Here is a 16902-nt window from a genome sequence, read left to right on the forward strand (position 1 = left end):
CGGACCGCCCGAGCAACCCTCGGACGCGCAGTGTAGGGTGAGCCACCTCACCGGCAGAAGCGGACATACGGTCTTACCGATAACTGATGTCTTTCCTCCGTGAATTTCTAAACCTACCTCAAGGTAGGTCGTCCGTAACGCAGAAAGCAGTCGTTCTGCATCACCAACAGTTTCAGTTCCTATTACCCAATCATCCTGCAGGCGATCGGCTGCGCCGCGCTGAAGACCGGTCCTCAGCATCGGTCTGCTGTCGATGTAGCCTGAGAGAATATCCGCGACTATACGGGATGTATCGGGCCCTATCGGGATGCCCACGGACTGACCTCGATTACATTTACGGAGAAGTACGTCGATTCGATCACCCAAGCTGTCGTTATACTTCTTGCGGTTTTTCTTGACCCGTTCCTTACCATAGGCCGCCCAAAGCACCGAGTGGGTGTATATGGATGGATAGAAGCGAAGAACGTCTGATTTGACCTCTACATCGTAGGTAGCTCGAATGAGTTGTTTGTGCACCGCGTTGCTCTTGAAGTCGGGCTCCTCAATCGCCCTGTACGATTTGGATGAGATCATGGTTCTGGAGAAGCTAAATCGCTGCCGGTCCAGCCAGCGAGATATAGTCGCCCAGTTCCTTGTCATAACCGAAGCGAGCAGAAGCTGGGGCACTGGGTTTGTAATGTGCAGTTGTCGACGCTCGTTCTTCGCTTTTGGCGTCGAGTAGAGTTCGGGTTCAGTCTCGCTTATCTCCCAAAATTTCTGATGCTTTGCATGGCTGGGCTTCAGCGGGCCGCTCGCGGCCCATATCGCCAACAATTCCCGCGCATACTCGCCGAAATCCTCGGTTATAAAGGGGGCGGCAGCTCTTTTGGAAAGTAGCCCTTCGATAGCATGACTTGAAGCTTGTCCAAAAATACGCTCCCCGAGCCCACGATACGGAAGATCAGGGTAATTCACATGGGTTTCCTAAAAATTGCCAACGCCAAATGATGGGTTTCCAAAGGTGCGCTGGACTTGCCGACCTCGCACATGATGCTGAAGACCGAGGACGCCTTCACCGGACCCATGTTCGACGCCATCAACGGGATGCTGGTCGACATGCTCGCGGCCATTGTCCGCAAGTACTATGACGACCGACGCGCAGGCAGGCTCAAGGGGATCGCCAAGGCAAAGGCCGAGGGTCACATGAAGGTCCGTCCCGAAGACGCCGAGCGTAGCGAGGCGATCATGGACATGCTGCGGAAGGGCCAGAGCTGGGACACCATTGTGCGAGAAGGCGTCTTATCCTATCCGCACCAAGGGCGGGGCGTTGGCGGACAGCTTGTAGAGCCGCAGGCGAACGGGACGGCCAGCCCCTCTGACACCAATATGTCGCCCACATCTTGGCCATCGGCAAAGAGTGAGCCGCAACTTCGCCCGTAGTTGCACCTGTCGGTGCCCTCAGTGCCTGCCGGGCAGGAACATGGAACCATCTTCAGCTCAAGCTTCGCCGCAGCAACCAACTCTTTGAGGCGTGCCTTCGCTCGACGCCCGAGGTTTCCCTCAGAGTCGCACCTTGGCTCGATGCTTTCGGGTGCGTTGAAGCCAACCAGCCGGGTCCCCTTCGCGGAACTGTTGAGCCGAATGGTATCTCCGTCCGTTACGGTGAACTGGGTTCTGGCAAGTGGCACCCTGTAGCCTGCTGCGTCTGACCTCGCGAAGGAGGGCATGCTTGGCCAAGTGATTTGGCCGCCCTTGACAACGAACGAATAGATCAGGGACCCGACGACCAATGCGAGAGCGATCCCAAAGGTTCTGACGAACCTGCCTGCCAAGTATCGAACCTCCCGAACGAGTGGGTTGCGCCAACGGCGCGGTCGCCAACGCGGCGATGGGGGCTTGTAGGTGCCTGGATGTGCGGGTCCTATCGCCTCATAGAGCTTCGCCCACTGCTTCGCGCTCAACCGCGTGCGCGGGCCGTATTTCACCAATCGGTCACGCATATCGAGGAGGAACTGGCGCTGCCATTGGCTAAGGTGGCCGCGAACCAATGCAGCCTCGATACGGGATTTCAGATCGTCCTCAGGCTCCATTTCGGTGGCCCCGCCCCTTCGCAACAATACTGGGCGGCCGGTGCAGCATACAAGTCCGATGTGGGACGCGGGAGAGGACCGAAATCATGTGCGCATGGCCCAAGGAGGCCTAGAAGAACGGCTGTTGCTTGATGATCGGAATTGCCGGATTGGTATTGTGCACCGTAACGCCCCTGCACGATGCTGCTGACGCCGCCGGTTGCGACGGCATTGGCGACCGAGAACGGGCCGATCCACGGGAGCGATGGTTCCGTCCCACCGTTAAAGGCGAACGCTACGCCAAGCTCGGCATGCAAGAAGAGATAGTTGTCAGCGGACGCGTTAAGGGAGAGCGCATTGCGCTTGGTGAGCGCTCGCCACGGTATTGATGGCAACAACGTTCGCAGCAAAGGAAGCCTTCTCGCGCGCGATGGCAGCTGCGGACTCATCCGCGCTAATTGCGCCGATCGCCTGCGCCATCTTAATGTTTTTGAGACTCCCAAGTATGTTTGCTGGGCGGCAAACAGCGGGCTGTATTTCGTTCGCAGAGCCTCAAGCTCACGCCCCTGGTCCGCTAGGACGCCGTTCCGCTCCTTGCTGGCCCTTCGCACCGATACCGACCATGTCGTTGATGCGCGCCTGCAGCGTAGAGAGGTCGGTCGAAATGCTAATTAGCAGGTCGTCGCTACTTGCAGCCATTGCTTACTCCATGGCGGTCGATCGCGCCGGGCGCGGTGGGTATTTTGACATCTGCGGATTGCTGTAAAAAGGAAATGATGGCGCGCCGCGTTCAAAGGATTGGGCGGACCACGAGGTAGTGACGATACGACAGCAAAGCTGACTATCTCAGCGTCACTATATTGTTAACAAAACGTTACTGGCCATTTACTGGAATGCCATTTTTGCATAAAAAAGAGGCAGACGGTGATTCGCCGTCTGCCTCTGTCTGTTGCGTACTCACGGTCTTGTGGTGCCGAGTGGACGAACAAGACCGCGTGTCCGCTCCATAGCAGGTCGGTAACTAGCGTCCTGAGGCGTTTTTGACAAGCCACAGGAGCTACGTAATGGTCAGACATCCTCCCAAGCCCTGCCATTCCCAATTGCTCCGCAAAGCGCTCGAAAGGAGCAATTGCAATGGCAGACGTGCAGGTAACTTGCATCAACAAAGTCCCACGTGAGAACAAGCACGAGGCTATTACAAACCTCGGCAACTCCACCGGGAAATGGTCGAGATCACAAGTGATCCAATGGATCGAAGCGGGCACGCATACTTTCTACACATCGGTAGGCGGAAAGCGCGCCAACGTCGCTGTGGTCAATGGCCCCAACGAGAAATACGTCCGCACTCACGCGGATGGCCAGTGGAACGATAATTTGCTGGCGCTTCCTGAGTGTCCGTAACGCTCTAACGATGGCGGGTTTCGGCCCGCCATCACTTTCTTCTCGGAGATTATCCTATGACCAAACTGCCGACATACACTCTGTCGTTTGACAAGAAAAAACAGGACTGGAAACTGCATAAAGATGGTGCCGACCGCGCTACTAAGCGGTTCGAAACTAAAGCGGATGCCACCGCTGGCGGCGTTCTATCCAGCGCGATTGGGAAAGATGGCGGCTCTGTCCGGATTGAGAAAAAGCGCGGCGGATATGAAGAGGAGAGAACGTTCCCCCGCGATCGCGACCCTAAGAAAACGCCCGGTTAGCCGCATAGAGAAAGCCCTCGGCATGGTGACTTCTGATTGGATTGCCGCTGTCGCGGTCGCTGTTTCTTTGATCTCCGCCCTGCTAGCATGGCTGTCGGCCGCACAAGCCAAACGGCAAGCTGACGCCGTGCTTGGTGAGGTGAATCCTACGTTTGGCGTCTACCAGGCTGAGTATGTTGAGTATTCACGGCAGGCTAGCCTAAAATTCGAGATTCTGAACCACAACAGACGAGCGTTGCTTGTCCATGAGTTGTCGTTTCAATACCCGGACGATGTAATCGTGTTTACCGATCATGACGACCTGACCGGTGTGATTGGGTCTATCATCGAGGCAGTCAAACAAGGCGGGCGAACAAAGAAATTTGCAATCCCGCACCGTGTGAAGGGATGCGGGATGAACGCTGTGCCGCATGAACTGGTCATACCCTTTAGATGTGGGTGGAGAACTGACGTGAAGCCGAAGTCATTTCGCTTTTGCTTCAAGGCAGAATATAGGCAGGAAGGCGGCTTGGCGACGGACCGCGCCTATGGCTGCGTTGACGTTGAGCCGCCGAACATTCTCCCTTGAACGCGCCTATCGAAAGTACTCGGCTGCAGAATCGTCGTGGTCATCCGAAGGCGGCGCCCAACCTACCTTTGGGAACGACGCCGGCGTGGCTCCAAGTGAGCCCAGGCATTGGTTGAGCGCTCTCAGGCCCGCAACACCCAGATCTCCGCTGCGCATTTTCCCAACTAGTAGCGCGGTAAGACCGACAATCCCGCGGCGGCAATACCGCAGCAAAGTCGGCGCCATCTCTTTCCAGGCCGCTTGCCCTGGCGCCGACAGCCATTCGTATGGCTCACCGATCGGCCGATCGTCGGGCGGCTCGAAGTGATTGACGTATCCGGATTCTTGGCAAGCGTCCCGGAAAGCCGCAATTGCTCAACGCTTTTTGCAGCCACCACCGGTCCTTAGGACCATCGGCCCTAGATATCCGACCACCCTACACCGTGGGCCAGATCCTACCTTTCCAAACATAACTTTCGGATTAGGTCTTGCGCGCTTCTCGTCGCATCTAGTTCATCAAGATCGTACCCAGCCCTCCCCTCCTTCAGTAGGGAAACAGGTGCAAGATACGACATGCCACCAAAAAGGCGGACACAAACATCGTTCCTAGTGCGACTTGCGAGGACCACAGCAAGTGTTCGCTACTGCTCTTCATGGCAGCCTTGTTGGATTTCAGCATCTCATCGTAATGGGCGCAGACTTCAGCTAGGGCGATGTGGAGCGGCTTCCCACTTTCTGCATCAGATGCCCAGCCGGAGGGATAATTGCCCACAGCATCAAAGTCTATCGGCTTGGCCGCCTCAAAAGCGTAAAAGGATGAAACCGACATCCCAAACGTCGCAAATAGTCCAACGGCACCAAAGAAGATGTCGACGTGTTCGGACTTATAGATAGCAAGCGTGCCAGCGACGACTACGGCGACAACCGCAACCATGAAACCGAGCAACGTCATCGCCCTCAAATCTGCTGCCAAAGCCATTGTTAGTTGTGCATCAAGTCGGCTCTCAGCTTCCCGCAAGATTTCCTTTAGCGTATCGTTGTCTGCCTTTTCGAGGCGAGAACTAAGTGAGGAAGCCATGATTCCATCTTTCGAATTTCAACCTGAGAAACCGCCGGGAGAACGCAAAGGTGTTAGGCACGAGGCCCCCAGACCTTCTCCGCCACCGCCACCCAAGCCTGCGCCGCCGCCACCGCCCAAGCCACCTAAGAAGTAACCTCTTACACTAGTCTTCCACAAATAACTCCACCGCAGTCGGCTCTGGCGTGCGTACGTTTACGCACGCGAAACTCCGGCGCTTGCCGGTTCATCTATGGGAGTATGCGAATGGCAAAACGAACTGTATTTCACTCGTCGCCGTCAAAGAGCGGTTGGAAGGTGACGCAAGGCGGAAACACCGTATCCGATCACAAGACCCAGAAAGCATCTGAGGCCGCCGCAACGGCCGCAGGTCGCGCTGTTCATAAGGCTGGCGGCCTCGCCCAAGCGGTTTTGCACAAGGCAAAGGGAACAATTCGCGAGGAACGCACCTACGGTGCAGACCCACGAAAAACCAAAGGTTAAGTTGCGGCGTCAGAGCTTGCGTAGCACAAAGTGGTCAACCTCTGGGTGCGCCAAACAAAGCCAACTGGCCGACGCTCAACTAAGCGGTAGACCTTGTTGCCTGCCGCATCGTAGAGGCCCGTAAAGATTGGCGCCGCGTCAGCCTCACAAGGCGGCCCGGTCAAATAGCTGAAGCGAGCCGTGGAAGACCGGCAGGCCGGTGACGCTAGACCATGACCTGATCAAGGCCCTGAAGGCCGAGGGACGGTCTGTGAGGCAGCCAAAGAGGCCCGGTGTTCACCTTCTGCGGTCCAGAAGGTGCTGACGTCGGCGTGAGGGGGCTTACCCAAGCCATAGCAGCGGCGCGACAGGCGCACGGGCTCTAGTTCCGTCCGGCGCTGACGGCGCCAGATTCTGGCCGAGGATAAGATTGGTGCAGTTCCCACACCGGCGAGCGAGACCTAGACGGCCCTCTTGTTACCCCAGAGCAGAACATGCAGCTGCGGCAATACGCGGGCTTCGAACCATCTGTCTCGCGTCACCTTTTCGATCAGCCACTCCATGCGCCTCATGATTCCGGCAAGGTCGACAGCTGCGTCTTCCTCGCCACGGCGCGGTGGCGTGTGATTGCCGGGTTGCAGATAGACCGGGAGACGTGGAAATCGGGCGGCGGCGTCTTTGGCGAAGGCGTAGTCACTCTCGTCGAAAACGACGAGCTTGAGCACGACTTGCGGCTTCTCCCGCGCCGCTTCGATGCAAGCCTCGAATGCAACCCAATCGGTCCTCATTTCGCTCGACGGCGGCTTTGGGCTGAGGACCAGTACGTCAAGCTCGGCAAACCAGTCCTTGGCCACCGAAGCTTGGGTTTCCAGCGCGAAGCGGTAACCTTCAGCATGGCCCCGCTCGATCAGGCCGCCGAAGGGCTGAATGGCGGGGTTGCCGCCCGACAGGGACACCATAACTGGCCGGGCGCCGGAAAGCGCAACCACGTTTTGCCACACCGCGTCCACTGGCATCATCTTCCATTCATCGCGGAATTGGTTGTCAACCGCATGGAGGCTGTCGCACCAGGAACAGCGGTAGTCACACCCGCCGGTTCTGATGAAGACGGTCGGCAAACCGATGAGCACGCCCTCGCCCTGGATCGTCGGCCCGAATATCTCGCTGACCCGGATTGCGGGCCGCGTGTCGGTCACGGCCGGTACTCCGCCCAGGTTTTAGGGGTTTCGCTCACCCTCACGGCGGCGGTTTCCGGCAGCCGTGCCTTGCACCATTCATAGAAATGCCTGGCCAGGTATTCCGCTGTGACCTGCTCATGCGCGAGCGCGTCGTTGAGGTGCCGGTGGTCCAAGCTCTCGTCGATATAGTGTTTGAGCGGCGCCAGATCGTGATAGTCGCGCACAAAGCCGTGCGAGTTCAGCTCCTTGGCCGAGAGCTCCACTACGACGATGTAGTTATGCCCGTGCAGTCGCGCGCACTGGTGCTCGGGTGGCAAGGAGGTGAGCTGATGCGAGGCCGAGAAGTGGAATTCCTTGGTAATGCGGAACATCAGGCGCTCCGCCTCCGCAGCGCCTCAAGCCAGAAATCGGTGTCCTCATAGTCGGTCGGGTCGGCGTGCTGCGCCAGATGAAACGCTTCGCGCCGCTCGACGCAGGTCCCGCACCGTCCGCAGTGACGTTCGCCGCCCTTGTAGCAGGACCAGGTCTGCGCAAATGGGGTCCCGTGCCTTGCTCCATCGCCGACGATGTCCGCCTTGGTGAGGTTCACATAAGGCGTATAAAGACGGATCTGCGCGTCTCCGTCGAGCGCTCGGTTCTGCATCGTCTGGAAAGCCTCGATGAAGGCCGGACGGCAGTCTGGATAGATGAAATGGTCTCCGCCGTGAGCGGCCATCCCCACTGCTTCGAGCTGCTGCGCGGCGGCGAGTCCGAAGGCGATGGCCAGCATGATGGCGTTTCGGTTCGGCACCACCGTGATCTTCATGGTGTCTTCGGCGTAGTGGCCGTCCGGCACGTCGACACCATCGGTGAGCGCGGAGCCGCAAAGGCCGCGGCCGATTTGGCGGATGTCGATGATCTGATGCGCAATGTCCAATCGCTGCGCGCACATCGCGGCGAATTTCAGTTCTTTGCTGTGCCGCTGGCCGTAGTCGAAGGACAGCAGCCCGACAAGTTCGTGCTCCGCTGCCACTTTGTGGGCAAGGGAAACGGAGTCCAATCCGCCGGAGCAGATGACGAGAGTCTTCATCGTGGTATCCTTGTTTTGACCGGGTAAGGCTGCGACCGGAGATTTCTCTGCGCTCCCCCTAGCCCAGCCAGTCAACTTTGTGAACCCTGTGGCGCTGACTCGCCGAGGGTGCGGCTGGGTCGCGACACCGCGCAGCCTCCTTAGGTCAATGTTCAAACCCGGGCATACGCTTAGAATCACAAATGCGAAGCCTCGCGATATGGCTTGGGAAGAATTCCCGTACTCGTGGGAGAGCGGAGGCTGCGGAGGCCACGCGCTGCCTAACAAGAGCAAGGGAGTGAGCGTGGTGCCGAGAGGTAGTTCAGTGGGCGTGCCCCCTCGCTTCAGCATCAGTCCGAATCGGACAGCACGATGGGCGGCAGAACCCCGGTTAGGATCGGTCGTCAGCCGACATCTGTGAACAAGCCGCATGCGTCGTTGCAATCACCCCTCTACTACGCGCAATTGCCGACATGGCCTCGCAGGAACTGGATTGGGCGATTTTCCAGATGGCGGTCGAAAGCGTCCGCTCTCTCTCATCAAGTTTCAGCGAAAGAGCCGCGGAGATAGCCGCGAGGAGCCAGGGTACATTGGTTTTCGACGTGCGGGTCGACGATGACCCGCAGGTGCAGCGAATCGCGGCAATCCGGTATCGAGGCGAACAAACTGGCGTGGTCGCGTTGGACAGGCAGGGCCTTCTTACCCACTATTGCATGGTGAATGACACGTTCTCAGATCTGATGGCGCCTTTGGAGAACTGGACAAGCATGCCCCTCTCAACGCAGGCAAAGATCGATATCACCGTCCATGCCGGCCCCTTCCTCGCCGCCCTACGAAATGCCGGTCATCTGCTTGGCAGTTAGCGTGACTGGAATGCATGTGTGATCCTGCATTCCCCCCGAACGCGCCGCGAGCGGCGCCCGAGCTAGGCTCTCCGGGCGCGTATGGCACCTGCTGCTCGCGTTGGTGATATCCTGGGCAAACGGACCTGTGGCGCAAACGCTGGGTTCCAACAATGCGAAAACGAGAGACCTGTTTCCCGGCAACCAACGGGAAACCGGCCTTCCACCGATCAGGCAGCGTCCAATATGTCCGCCTCCGTCTCAAGAATTCCGGCGGGTAGGGACAGCGATTTTGCGATCCGGTCCCTATAACCCTTGTTGTATCTCAGACCGGACTCAATGTTCAGGATTTCCTCAGCGGCAAGCCCGCACGCCACTGCCAGGTCCTCGACGGAATATCCAAGGTGCTCACGATAAGCACGGGTGATGTGGGTCCCCGCCGACATGGCCGTCAACACCGGCTCGGGAATGCGTGAATCTTTCATAAACACCTCGAAGAAGAGCAAAGATGCCCGGCACCTCGGGAGAGTTCCTCTGGACCCGGACAGTCAAATGAATTGACTCAATTCAGCCTGGAGGTCTGGTGCATGAGGCACCTAAGACCAGCGGCCGGAGGCGGTATATGGTGGCTCAACCGGGTCCGATCAAGTCGTAACAAACTGACCGCCGCAACATGGTCTGATCGACTGCGCCGACCATGCCCGCGCCACCCAGTGGGGCTGATCACCGCCGACGTTCCGGGGCAGTAGTTCGGCTTGCTCAACCCTGGATTCGGTGTTCCTGCTGGCCTGCTAGCCATGTCGAAGCAGCCGCCCCGGGCCAACGGGAACGGGCAAACGAGAGTGCGCCCGAGACCCGAGCTGATTGGTGCCATAGATGACGCCACGCTCGCCGCAGACGGCCTATCCACGCCATGGATGATCATCATCCATACAATCACTTTGGCCAACCATTGCCGAATGCGTTACTCGGGCCTCGCACAGACCTCCCGAAGGCATGGATGAGAATTGGCCTCTTTCACAATCGTCATCCCTTTTTATCAGAAAAAAGCGGGGATTCTTCGCCGTTCGCTACAGAGCGTATTTGAGCAGACTTATACGGGCTTTGAGGTTCTGGTTATCGACGATGAGTCCCCTCTTCCGGCTGAGGTCGAGCTGGAAGCGCTTGACGCCGATCAGAGGTCGCGCATCACGGTCATAAGGCAGGCCAACGCCGGCCCTGGTGGCGCTCGCAACACCGGGCTTGAGAACGTTTCGCCTTCGACGCGTCTCGTCGCTTTCCTCGATTCAGACGACACCTGGCTGCCACATCATCTGCACAACGCTTTTGAGAGCATGTTGTGCTTCGGAGGGGACTGTTACTGGGCCTCAATTCAAGCGAGCGAAGAGTTCTATTACCACCTCGCAATATCCGAACTTGCAGGGGCGGACGGGTGATTCGATTGGGGGAGCAGCCGCTTGTCATCGAAGTTCCTGACCTTGCAAGCGCAATGCTGAAGGACTGGAGCTTTCTCCATCTTTCTGGAATGGTGATCGGCCGTACCATCTTCAAAAAAATCCGTTTCGACGCCACTCTTCGGCGCGCCGCAGAGGACGTGCTTTTCTTCTGCGATACAATCCTCGCCTCTCGGCGCAGCCTGCTCTGCGGTGATCCGGGCGTCGTGCGCGGCTTGGGCGTCAATATCTTTCACCGCATCGACCGCACATCGCGCCGCTTCCTGCAGCAGCAATTCAACACCTGGGCAGCGCTCGACGCGCTCGAAGCTTGCTTTGCCTGACGGCCAGAGGAAGTTGAGTCAATCGCCACCCTCCAAGGGCAGAGCGCGTCGCCAGGCGCTTTGGAGCCAGGCCGGACTTCTTCGTCGCGGCAAAGTGCCAAACGTCGGCCTGCTCGCGCGTTGGGCGTGGCGTGACCCTGAGTTGCTGCTGACACTGAGGGAACTCGGGACAGCTAAGTTTGCGGAGGCGAAATGACTCCATATCATTGGGAATCGAGCCACGGCAATTTGGTGACGACCTCAATCTCTGGCTATGGGACTTTCTGTTGCCTGGATTCCGGGAGGTGCACCAACAAACAATGCTCGTGGGCGTCGGCACGGTCCTGAATTCGGGCCTGCTTCCGCGCGGTGTGCACAAGCTGGTTGTGGGAAGCAGCCGCGGGGAACCGCAGCTTAGTCCCGATGGCTCGCTCGACGGCTTGAAAAGTCGCTTTGGTGAGGTGCTGAACGGAATCCGCAAAGATTATCTTTAAGCAACGGGACGCTCCAGCAAATGTCGAAAATCAGCGTGGCGTGCTGCTCGCGGCCAGACGAGGTCGCGCGATTGAAGACACGCGATGACAAAGTCCGCGAGCAGCGACTCGGGCCGGAAATTCCGGAACTCCGTGGTGCTGAGACTTGGCGAGAGGTGCGTTGGCGGGTCCCACGCAAGTCACGCCGTTCTAGCGCGAGGAAGCTTTGATCGCATCCATGGCGAGACAGGCGCGGTGCCGAGCAGTTGGGCATAGAGGACACCGACAGAATGGGGCTGCAGCCTGGGGCAGACCCGGACCCTGTTCGTGCGTGATACACAGATGCTTCTTGTCCGCATACCGGTGATTTCGATCGGTTTGGGGTGCTGGGGGCTTCCGGGGCTGATATTCAGCCGGGTGCTCACCGGTCTGTTCAGCGCTGTCGTCAACATGGTGGTGGTGGAGCGGCTCATCAATGTCTCGGTCAGGGCGCAGTTGTTGGCGAATTTCAGGGCGCTCGCCAGCTCGGCCGTTCTGGCCGCAGGTGTAACGCTCGCCGATCATTGCATTGGCGCTCAGACCACGCAGACCGGCTTGGTTCTCCAACTCGCCGTCCTCATCTGCCTCGGCGGAACTCTCTATTGCGGTTTCAGTCTCTTTCTCTGGATCGTTATGGGCCGTCCGGATGGGCCGGAAACCGAAGTGAGAAAGCTCGCTTTCAAGGTGCTGTCCAAAGTCAGCCACGCGTGATCTCCAGCTCGTCAATTCAAAAGAGAGGTACGATGCCAGGTGCTCAGGAACTAGAACTGATTGCTGCGCTGCAGGACATAACGCATGATTGCCTAAAGATGTTCGTCAGGCCCGATGAGCCGATAGCGATACTGGATTTTCCCGACATCAAGAACTGTGGCGACTCGGCAATATGGCTGGGATTGCCTATTTGAAGGATCGTTACGCAAAGCGGCCTTCCTATGTCTGCACGACGGACGATTTTTCCCATGATGAACTCAAGGGGACGGCTCCGAGTGGGCCCATATTTATCCATGGGGGCGGCAATTTCGGCGACTTATGGGTATCTCACCAGGACTTCCGGGAACATATACTGGAGTTGTTTCCCGACCGGCAGATCGTCCAGTTTCCGCAATCGATCCATTACAGCTCTCCGGAACGGCTTGAGCAAAGCAGACGCGCCATTGGCCGACATAAGAACTTCGTGCTGCTGGTGCGCGACGAGGAATCCCTTCTGTTCGCCCGGGAAAAGTTCGATTGCCAGGTGCATCTCTGCCCCGACATGGCTTTTTGCATCGGCAGTGTGCAGCCTGATGCGCCCCGCTTCCCGGTGCTCGCGATGCTTCGCCAGGACAAGGAGCAGGTCGGAGCGGTCGATTTCTCTGTCTATCCCCATATCCCAAGGGAGGACTGGATCACCGAGCGCCACTCGAGGGTGGGCGTTGCAAAAGCGCTCGGTGCGGCATCTGCGTTGCTGCACCTCAGCCCCTCAGAAGTGCGGTTGCGCAAACTGAATGCCGCGGCCAACAACCGCTTTCGACGCGGCATCCGGCAGATTTCCCGTGGCAAGGCCATCCTTACGGATCGCCTGCATGTGCACATCTGTTCGATTCTCATAGGGCGCCCCCACGCGGTGCTGGACAACAACTACGGAAAAATTCGCCGGTTCATGAACGCTTTTTCAGGGGGTACCGATCTATCCTACAAGGCAATGTCGAATGACGACGGCATTAGATGGGCAAGAGAACAGGCGGTTGGCACAGTCAAAGACTGGAGACTGTCATGACTGCCGTAACGTTCATTGTTCCTGTCAGGCATCAGGATAACGCGCGTGATTGGGGCCTCCTGAAGAGGAACCTCGCCCAAACCGTCACATCCATTGCCAATCAAACCAACCCCGATTGGCGAGGCATAGTGGTTGCCAATGACGGGGCCGATCTTCCTGTCATGCCCGATAAGTTCTCGGTGGTCCGGGTGAGCTTTCCACCGAACGACATTCATGAGCGAGGCGATGCAACTGAGAACGACTTTCTGGATTCATTCCGCGCCGACAAAGGCCGCCGTGTTCTTGCCGGCATGCTCAATGCCGCTGGCAGCCGCTTCTTCATGATCGTTGACGACGACGATTTGGTAAGCTCTCGTATCGTGCAGTATGCTTCTAAGCATCCGAACGAAAACGGCTGGAGGATTGACAAGGGGTATCGCTGGGACGATGGCGGCAATGTTCTGCTCTGTCGTGACCAGTTCAGTCACTATTGCGGAACATCGCTGATCATTCGTTCGGATCTGTACGGGCTGCCGGCAAAAATCGAAGATGCCCCCATCGAATGGATCAAAGATACGCTTGGCAGCCACGTCCGTATAGCACCAGCTCTGGCCAAGCGCGGAACTCCCTTGAATTGCCTCCCGTTCCGGGCCGCTGTGTACCGTGTTGCACACCAGGGGTCGCACAATAAGACTCCGAGCCTCATGCAGATGTATTTCGTAAGCAGAAGCGCTCTGAAGCGCCCCTTCCGTGTCGCGAGAAATCTCGCCGGGTTGCGTCTGTTGTCAGCTCGCCACAGGAAAGAGTTCTTCGGACGACCGGAATAGACGGGCGGCTGCAAAGTTGTAGCAGGGCTTGAGCAATATTGGCGTTTGCGGCTGCGCTCTACGGCCTTAACGCGCGAGTTCGACATGCCTGATTGGTTGCCTGGCCTGAATTGCGTAACCCATTGTCAGCCCAGGTAAGGGAATCGACTCACTATCGGTCAGGGGCAATTCAGGAGAATCTTGGCCACCGCTTCAGCATGAGCGGCCATTAGGCGGGGACTCTATTCTCCAGCTTCTGACATCCGCAAAGGAGGGTATCGCATTCGCGATCGAGGGCCGAAGGTCTCTCGGTGGCACCGGCTGCGCCAAACCATACCTTAGCAAGCCAGGCCGAAGCGCTCTGTCAGTTGGCATGGCTTTTGCGCTTGAACCGTCCAAGCCGACGGGCGCTTTGCATCTACGGTATGGATGAACACCATGCATAGAATCAGTTTTGTCGATCGTACCCGAACCGACATAAGCGACAGCACCTGCGGTGCATCGGCCCGTATCGCTGCTTCAATCGCTGAGGCACGAAACGTCCGAGTCGGGCAACGGCACGCCCGGGAGTCTGAGGCGGCATCGAGGAGTTCAACCAATCGGCGTCGGCGGTCAAGGACGCCGCGACCTGATCAGACATTCGAGAGCGCCGTCCTTTGCGAAAAGATGGAGAAGCCGTTGAAGCTTGCCGGTAAAACCGTTGTCGTAACCGGTGTCTGCTCCGGGGTCGGCGCCGAAGTCGCCCGTCTCGCCCGGTGCGAAGGCGTGCGTCTTATTGGAGTCGATCTGGAGGATCCCGTCGTGATGCTGGACGCGTTCTTTCGCATCGATCAGGATTCTCCCGAAGAAATTGATGCAGCGCTTACCCAGTTCCCCGAACGCATCGACGGCCTCGTCAATGCCGCAGGCGTCTCGGGCACGCTGGATCGGGACATTGTCGCACGCGTGAATTATCTCGGGATACGTCATCTGTCACATGCACTTGCCTTCCGAATGCCCGAGGCCTCTTCGATCGTGAATTTCGCCTGCCTGCATGACCCCGAATGGCCCAAGCGGGTTGATCTGCATAAGGAACTTGCCGCTACTCAGAGCTTTACGGATGGACTGGCTTGGCCGGCCGCCAGCCCGGTGCCGCAGGAACCTGCTATCGCTATTTCAGGCGCCAGCATTGACTGGATACAACTGGCCGGCGGCCTGATCTTCGCCGCGCTCATGGCATACCCGCCAGCGAAGACCGCCGCCGGGTCATCAGACCTGACGGCAACTCCATTCGACTTGACGATCGCGAAATGGATGCGATGGCGGACAATTCACAAACGAGCACAAGGAAATCCTTACATGAGATCCTCACCGAAAGAGACCGCCACCGCGGCCATCCCGATTCATCGAGTGCATCCCCCGTCTTTCTGGAAGGGGATGATCCTTGCTGCGACCGTGATCGTCCTCGTACCGAGTAGTCAGGTTTCGGCTAAGGGCAAGGGACAAACCGTTCACCACATAGATCAGGCAGCCTCAGTTGGTTGGGAGAGGAAGAAGATGGAAGAACTTCCGGCGGGAACAAAGTTCAACCACGCTAACAGGGATGGGGTGTGGGGCGGTCGCGGGCAAAGCGGGCACACGGGCGACGCAATTTGGATGACCTCAGAAAACGATGTAAACACGGCACGCGGCTATGCAGGTAGTTCTGGAAAGTACTTTGTTGTCGAGGCGAAAGAGCCCCTGAAATTAGCGGTCATGGACGAGCAGGGTAATCAAGTGTTCCCCGATGAACTAGGCGCATGGGCTCCCTTGGCGCAGAGATACGGCTTGGATGGAGTGAAGACGGAATATGGAAGCTCGTACGAGGTGATTTTATTTCACAGAAGCAAGATTGCACCTGTGGAAGAACGTGGTTTCGATTAGCACAGACGCCAGCGCACGACGCCATCGAGATAGGTGCCGTCCTCGTTGAGGGGGATGAAGTTTGCGAGTTCGGTCATGGTCTGTGTCCTGAGTGTGTGTTTCCCGACGGGAAAGCCCTTTCGAGCGAAGCCTCCCCGGTCTTTCCGGGGGGATGGCGAGAGCCCGCCCCACTGCGGCGGGCGGGACTGTCAAGTGGCGTGGTGCGGAAGGTGGGGGACCTTCTCGGTCCGCTCGCGGACTGGGCAGAAGATTTTCCACCTTCACGGGCCGCTTGACCGGCCCGGCCGGCGATGCCCCCTCCTCGTCATCGCGCAGTGGCGCGCTGCATCGCTTCACGTAGGTATCAAAGCCGTAAGGCTGATTCCTTTAGTAGCTCCGTTGGAAAGCGCGCGGGCGGTGATTGAGGTCAGCTTCCTGTTGCGCACCGCTCCCTTGCTGGAGCCGCCAGCCTTCGCCGCAATATGGACCCCCCGGACCGTCGATAGAGGCCTCATGTGAGCTTCTGAAACGCCTTTGGCCAACGGCAGCGCGATGACGCCTTCAAGCGTGGGAAGATCTTAAGCGTATGCCGACAGGCCGAGAACCGGCTGCCATAATACAGGTCCGTTCAAACGTCCCCTCCAGCGGATGCGCATGAGGCTAGCGTGCGAAACCTCGAGAAAGCCGGCGACCGCCTCCGTGTTGCCCACCGCCTTGGGATGCCCGATGCGCGCCAACGGCCAAGTTGCAAGACGCAGGATCCGTTCCATGCGCGTATCGGTCACTGTCACGATCCGAGTGAGTTCGTTCGACAAGCCGAATTCGATCATGCCCGCGAATAGCTCGTAGGTTGCTTGGGCCAGCCCTCCAGCCTTGGGCGTTGATGCAGGGAGATCGAGTGCGAAACGACTGCTCTCCCAAATGCGGGCACTCGCTGGCGCCGCGGTCTCGCCAAGCAGCATCGGAAACGTGTCGCGCAACATTGTCGGTCCCGTCGTCGGCAAAAAACGGACGCAACCGCGAATGCGCCAGTCGGATCCTTTGAGAAGGAGATAGACGGGCCTCAGCCCGTCATATGCGTCTGTTTCCAGTTCCTCTTCGGTCTGAACATCCCAATCCAGCCTTTCCTTGAAAACGCGATGCCTCAGTCCGTACATTTCTTTGAGCTCGCTTGAAAACTCATCGTAGAGCTCAGGTGTGATTAGCTGCATCATTTGTCGCCTCCGTGCAGGATGTGGTCCCGCCATCGAAGAGCAAAGCCGACAATCATGCAGCCTGTAGACCTTTACAGGTATCCGCAGAAAGG

General features: G+C 58.1%; 16 protein-coding genes and 3 pseudogenes. 11 read left to right on the top strand and 8 right to left on the bottom strand.

Features of this window, described 5'->3' with window-relative positions; all coding sequences use genetic code 11:
• On the bottom strand, positions 1 to 954 hold a 954-nt coding region (locus FJ419_RS29425), incomplete at its 3' end, for an RNA-directed DNA polymerase (protein ID WP_140700728.1).
• A gap of 329 nt (positions 955 to 1283) precedes the next feature.
• The gene (locus FJ419_RS31600; RefSeq protein WP_176479564.1) at positions 1284 to 2069 is read right to left on the bottom strand and encodes a thermonuclease family protein; all 786 of its coding nucleotides are present in this window, start codon (positions 2067 to 2069) and stop codon (positions 1284 to 1286) included.
• Between the two features lie 1113 nt (positions 2070 to 3182).
• Here FJ419_RS31600 and FJ419_RS29445 point away from each other — a divergent pair.
• From FJ419_RS29445 to FJ419_RS29455, 3 genes are read left to right on the top strand one after another with little or no spacing between them, the layout of a single operon-like run.
• Positions 3183 to 3449, top strand: coding sequence for a DUF3892 domain-containing protein (locus FJ419_RS29445; protein WP_064993282.1), 267 nt, complete (start codon positions 3183 to 3185; stop codon positions 3447 to 3449).
• Positions 3450 to 3505: 56 nt separating this feature from the next.
• On the top strand, positions 3506 to 3751 hold the full coding sequence (locus FJ419_RS29450) for a DUF2188 domain-containing protein (protein ID WP_084015674.1): 246 nt from the start codon (positions 3506 to 3508) through the stop codon (positions 3749 to 3751).
• 22 nt (positions 3752 to 3773) lie between these two features.
• Positions 3774 to 4319 (top strand): hypothetical protein, encoded by a 546-nt coding sequence (locus FJ419_RS29455; RefSeq protein ID WP_086081355.1) that lies wholly within the window; start codon positions 3774 to 3776, stop codon positions 4317 to 4319.
• A 523-nt stretch (positions 4320 to 4842) separates the two neighbouring features.
• Here the strand turns inward: FJ419_RS29455 and FJ419_RS29460 are convergent.
• A complete protein-coding gene (locus FJ419_RS29460) occupies positions 4843 to 5376 on the bottom strand; it encodes a hypothetical protein (protein WP_064993284.1) in 534 nt (177 codons plus the stop codon).
• Between the two features lie 246 nt (positions 5377 to 5622).
• On the opposite strand from FJ419_RS29460, the gene FJ419_RS29465 reads away from it, so the two are divergent.
• Positions 5623 to 5859 (top strand): DUF2188 domain-containing protein, encoded by a 237-nt coding sequence (locus tag FJ419_RS29465; protein WP_086081356.1) that lies wholly within the window; start codon positions 5623 to 5625, stop codon positions 5857 to 5859.
• A gap of 440 nt (positions 5860 to 6299) precedes the next feature.
• On the opposite strand, the gene queE is transcribed toward FJ419_RS29465, so the two are convergent.
• The 3 genes from queE to queC are packed head-to-tail and all read right to left on the bottom strand — an operon-like array spanning position 6300 to position 8085.
• A complete protein-coding gene (gene queE, locus FJ419_RS29470) occupies positions 6300 to 7034 on the bottom strand; it encodes a 7-carboxy-7-deazaguanine synthase QueE (protein WP_064993285.1) in 735 nt (244 codons plus the stop codon).
• Positions 7031 to 7387 (bottom strand): 6-carboxytetrahydropterin synthase QueD, encoded by a 357-nt coding sequence (gene queD / locus FJ419_RS29475; RefSeq protein ID WP_013533306.1) that lies wholly within the window; start codon positions 7385 to 7387, stop codon positions 7031 to 7033. Before queD ends, queE begins: the two co-directional genes overlap by 4 nt.
• Positions 7387 to 8085, bottom strand: coding sequence for a 7-cyano-7-deazaguanine synthase QueC (gene queC / locus FJ419_RS29480; protein WP_064993286.1), 699 nt, complete (start codon positions 8083 to 8085; stop codon positions 7387 to 7389). The genes queD and queC overlap by 1 nt, the downstream gene beginning before the upstream one ends.
• Before the next feature lie 452 nt (positions 8086 to 8537).
• Between queC and FJ419_RS29485 the strand changes: the two genes are divergently transcribed.
• Complete coding sequence (locus tag FJ419_RS29485; RefSeq protein ID WP_064993287.1) at positions 8538 to 8927, top strand: hypothetical protein; 390 nt, start codon at positions 8538 to 8540, stop codon at positions 8925 to 8927.
• Between the two features lie 209 nt (positions 8928 to 9136).
• On the opposite strand, the gene FJ419_RS29490 is transcribed toward FJ419_RS29485, so the two are convergent.
• A complete protein-coding gene (locus tag FJ419_RS29490) occupies positions 9137 to 9391 on the bottom strand; it encodes a helix-turn-helix transcriptional regulator (protein WP_064993353.1) in 255 nt (84 codons plus the stop codon).
• Positions 9392 to 9913: 522 nt separating this feature from the next.
• Here FJ419_RS29490 and FJ419_RS29495 point away from each other — a divergent pair.
• The 6 genes and pseudogenes from FJ419_RS29495 (at position 9914) to FJ419_RS31345 (ending at position 15617) form a co-directional block, all read left to right on the top strand.
• Positions 9914 to 10879 (top strand): annotated as a pseudogene (locus FJ419_RS29495) (glycosyltransferase family A protein).
• Positions 10876 to 11057: pseudogene (locus FJ419_RS29500) on the top strand (polysaccharide pyruvyl transferase family protein); the annotation flags it as partial. The pseudogenes FJ419_RS29495 and FJ419_RS29500, both read left to right, overlap by 4 nt.
• 405 nt (positions 11058 to 11462) lie before the next feature.
• Entirely contained in the window at positions 11463 to 11885 is a 423-nt protein-coding gene (locus FJ419_RS29505) for a hypothetical protein (protein ID WP_224713362.1), read from the top strand.
• A 32-nt stretch (positions 11886 to 11917) separates the two neighbouring features.
• Positions 11918 to 12930: pseudogene (locus tag FJ419_RS29510) on the top strand (polysaccharide pyruvyl transferase family protein).
• Positions 12927 to 13736 carry a galactosyl transferase gene (locus FJ419_RS29515; protein ID WP_064993289.1) on the top strand — a complete coding sequence of 270 codons (810 nt, stop codon included), beginning with the start codon at positions 12927 to 12929 and terminating at the stop codon, positions 13734 to 13736. Before FJ419_RS29510 ends, FJ419_RS29515 begins: the two are co-directional and overlap by 4 nt.
• A gap of 657 nt (positions 13737 to 14393) precedes the next feature.
• Positions 14394 to 15617: a hypothetical protein gene (locus FJ419_RS31345; protein ID WP_224655955.1), complete on the top strand. Its 1224-nt coding sequence runs from the start codon at positions 14394 to 14396 to the stop codon at positions 15615 to 15617.
• Between the two features lie 557 nt (positions 15618 to 16174).
• Here the strand turns inward: FJ419_RS31345 and FJ419_RS29530 are convergent.
• Positions 16175 to 16810, bottom strand: a complete 636-nt coding sequence (locus FJ419_RS29530; protein WP_064993291.1) for an acyl-homoserine-lactone synthase — start codon at positions 16808 to 16810, stop codon at positions 16175 to 16177.
• Positions 16811 to 16902 lie beyond the last annotated feature (92 nt).

Origin of the sequence: Mesorhizobium sp. B2-6-2 (genome assembly GCF_006440615.1) — a bacterium.
Classification (GTDB): Bacteria; Pseudomonadota; Alphaproteobacteria; order Rhizobiales; family Rhizobiaceae; genus Mesorhizobium.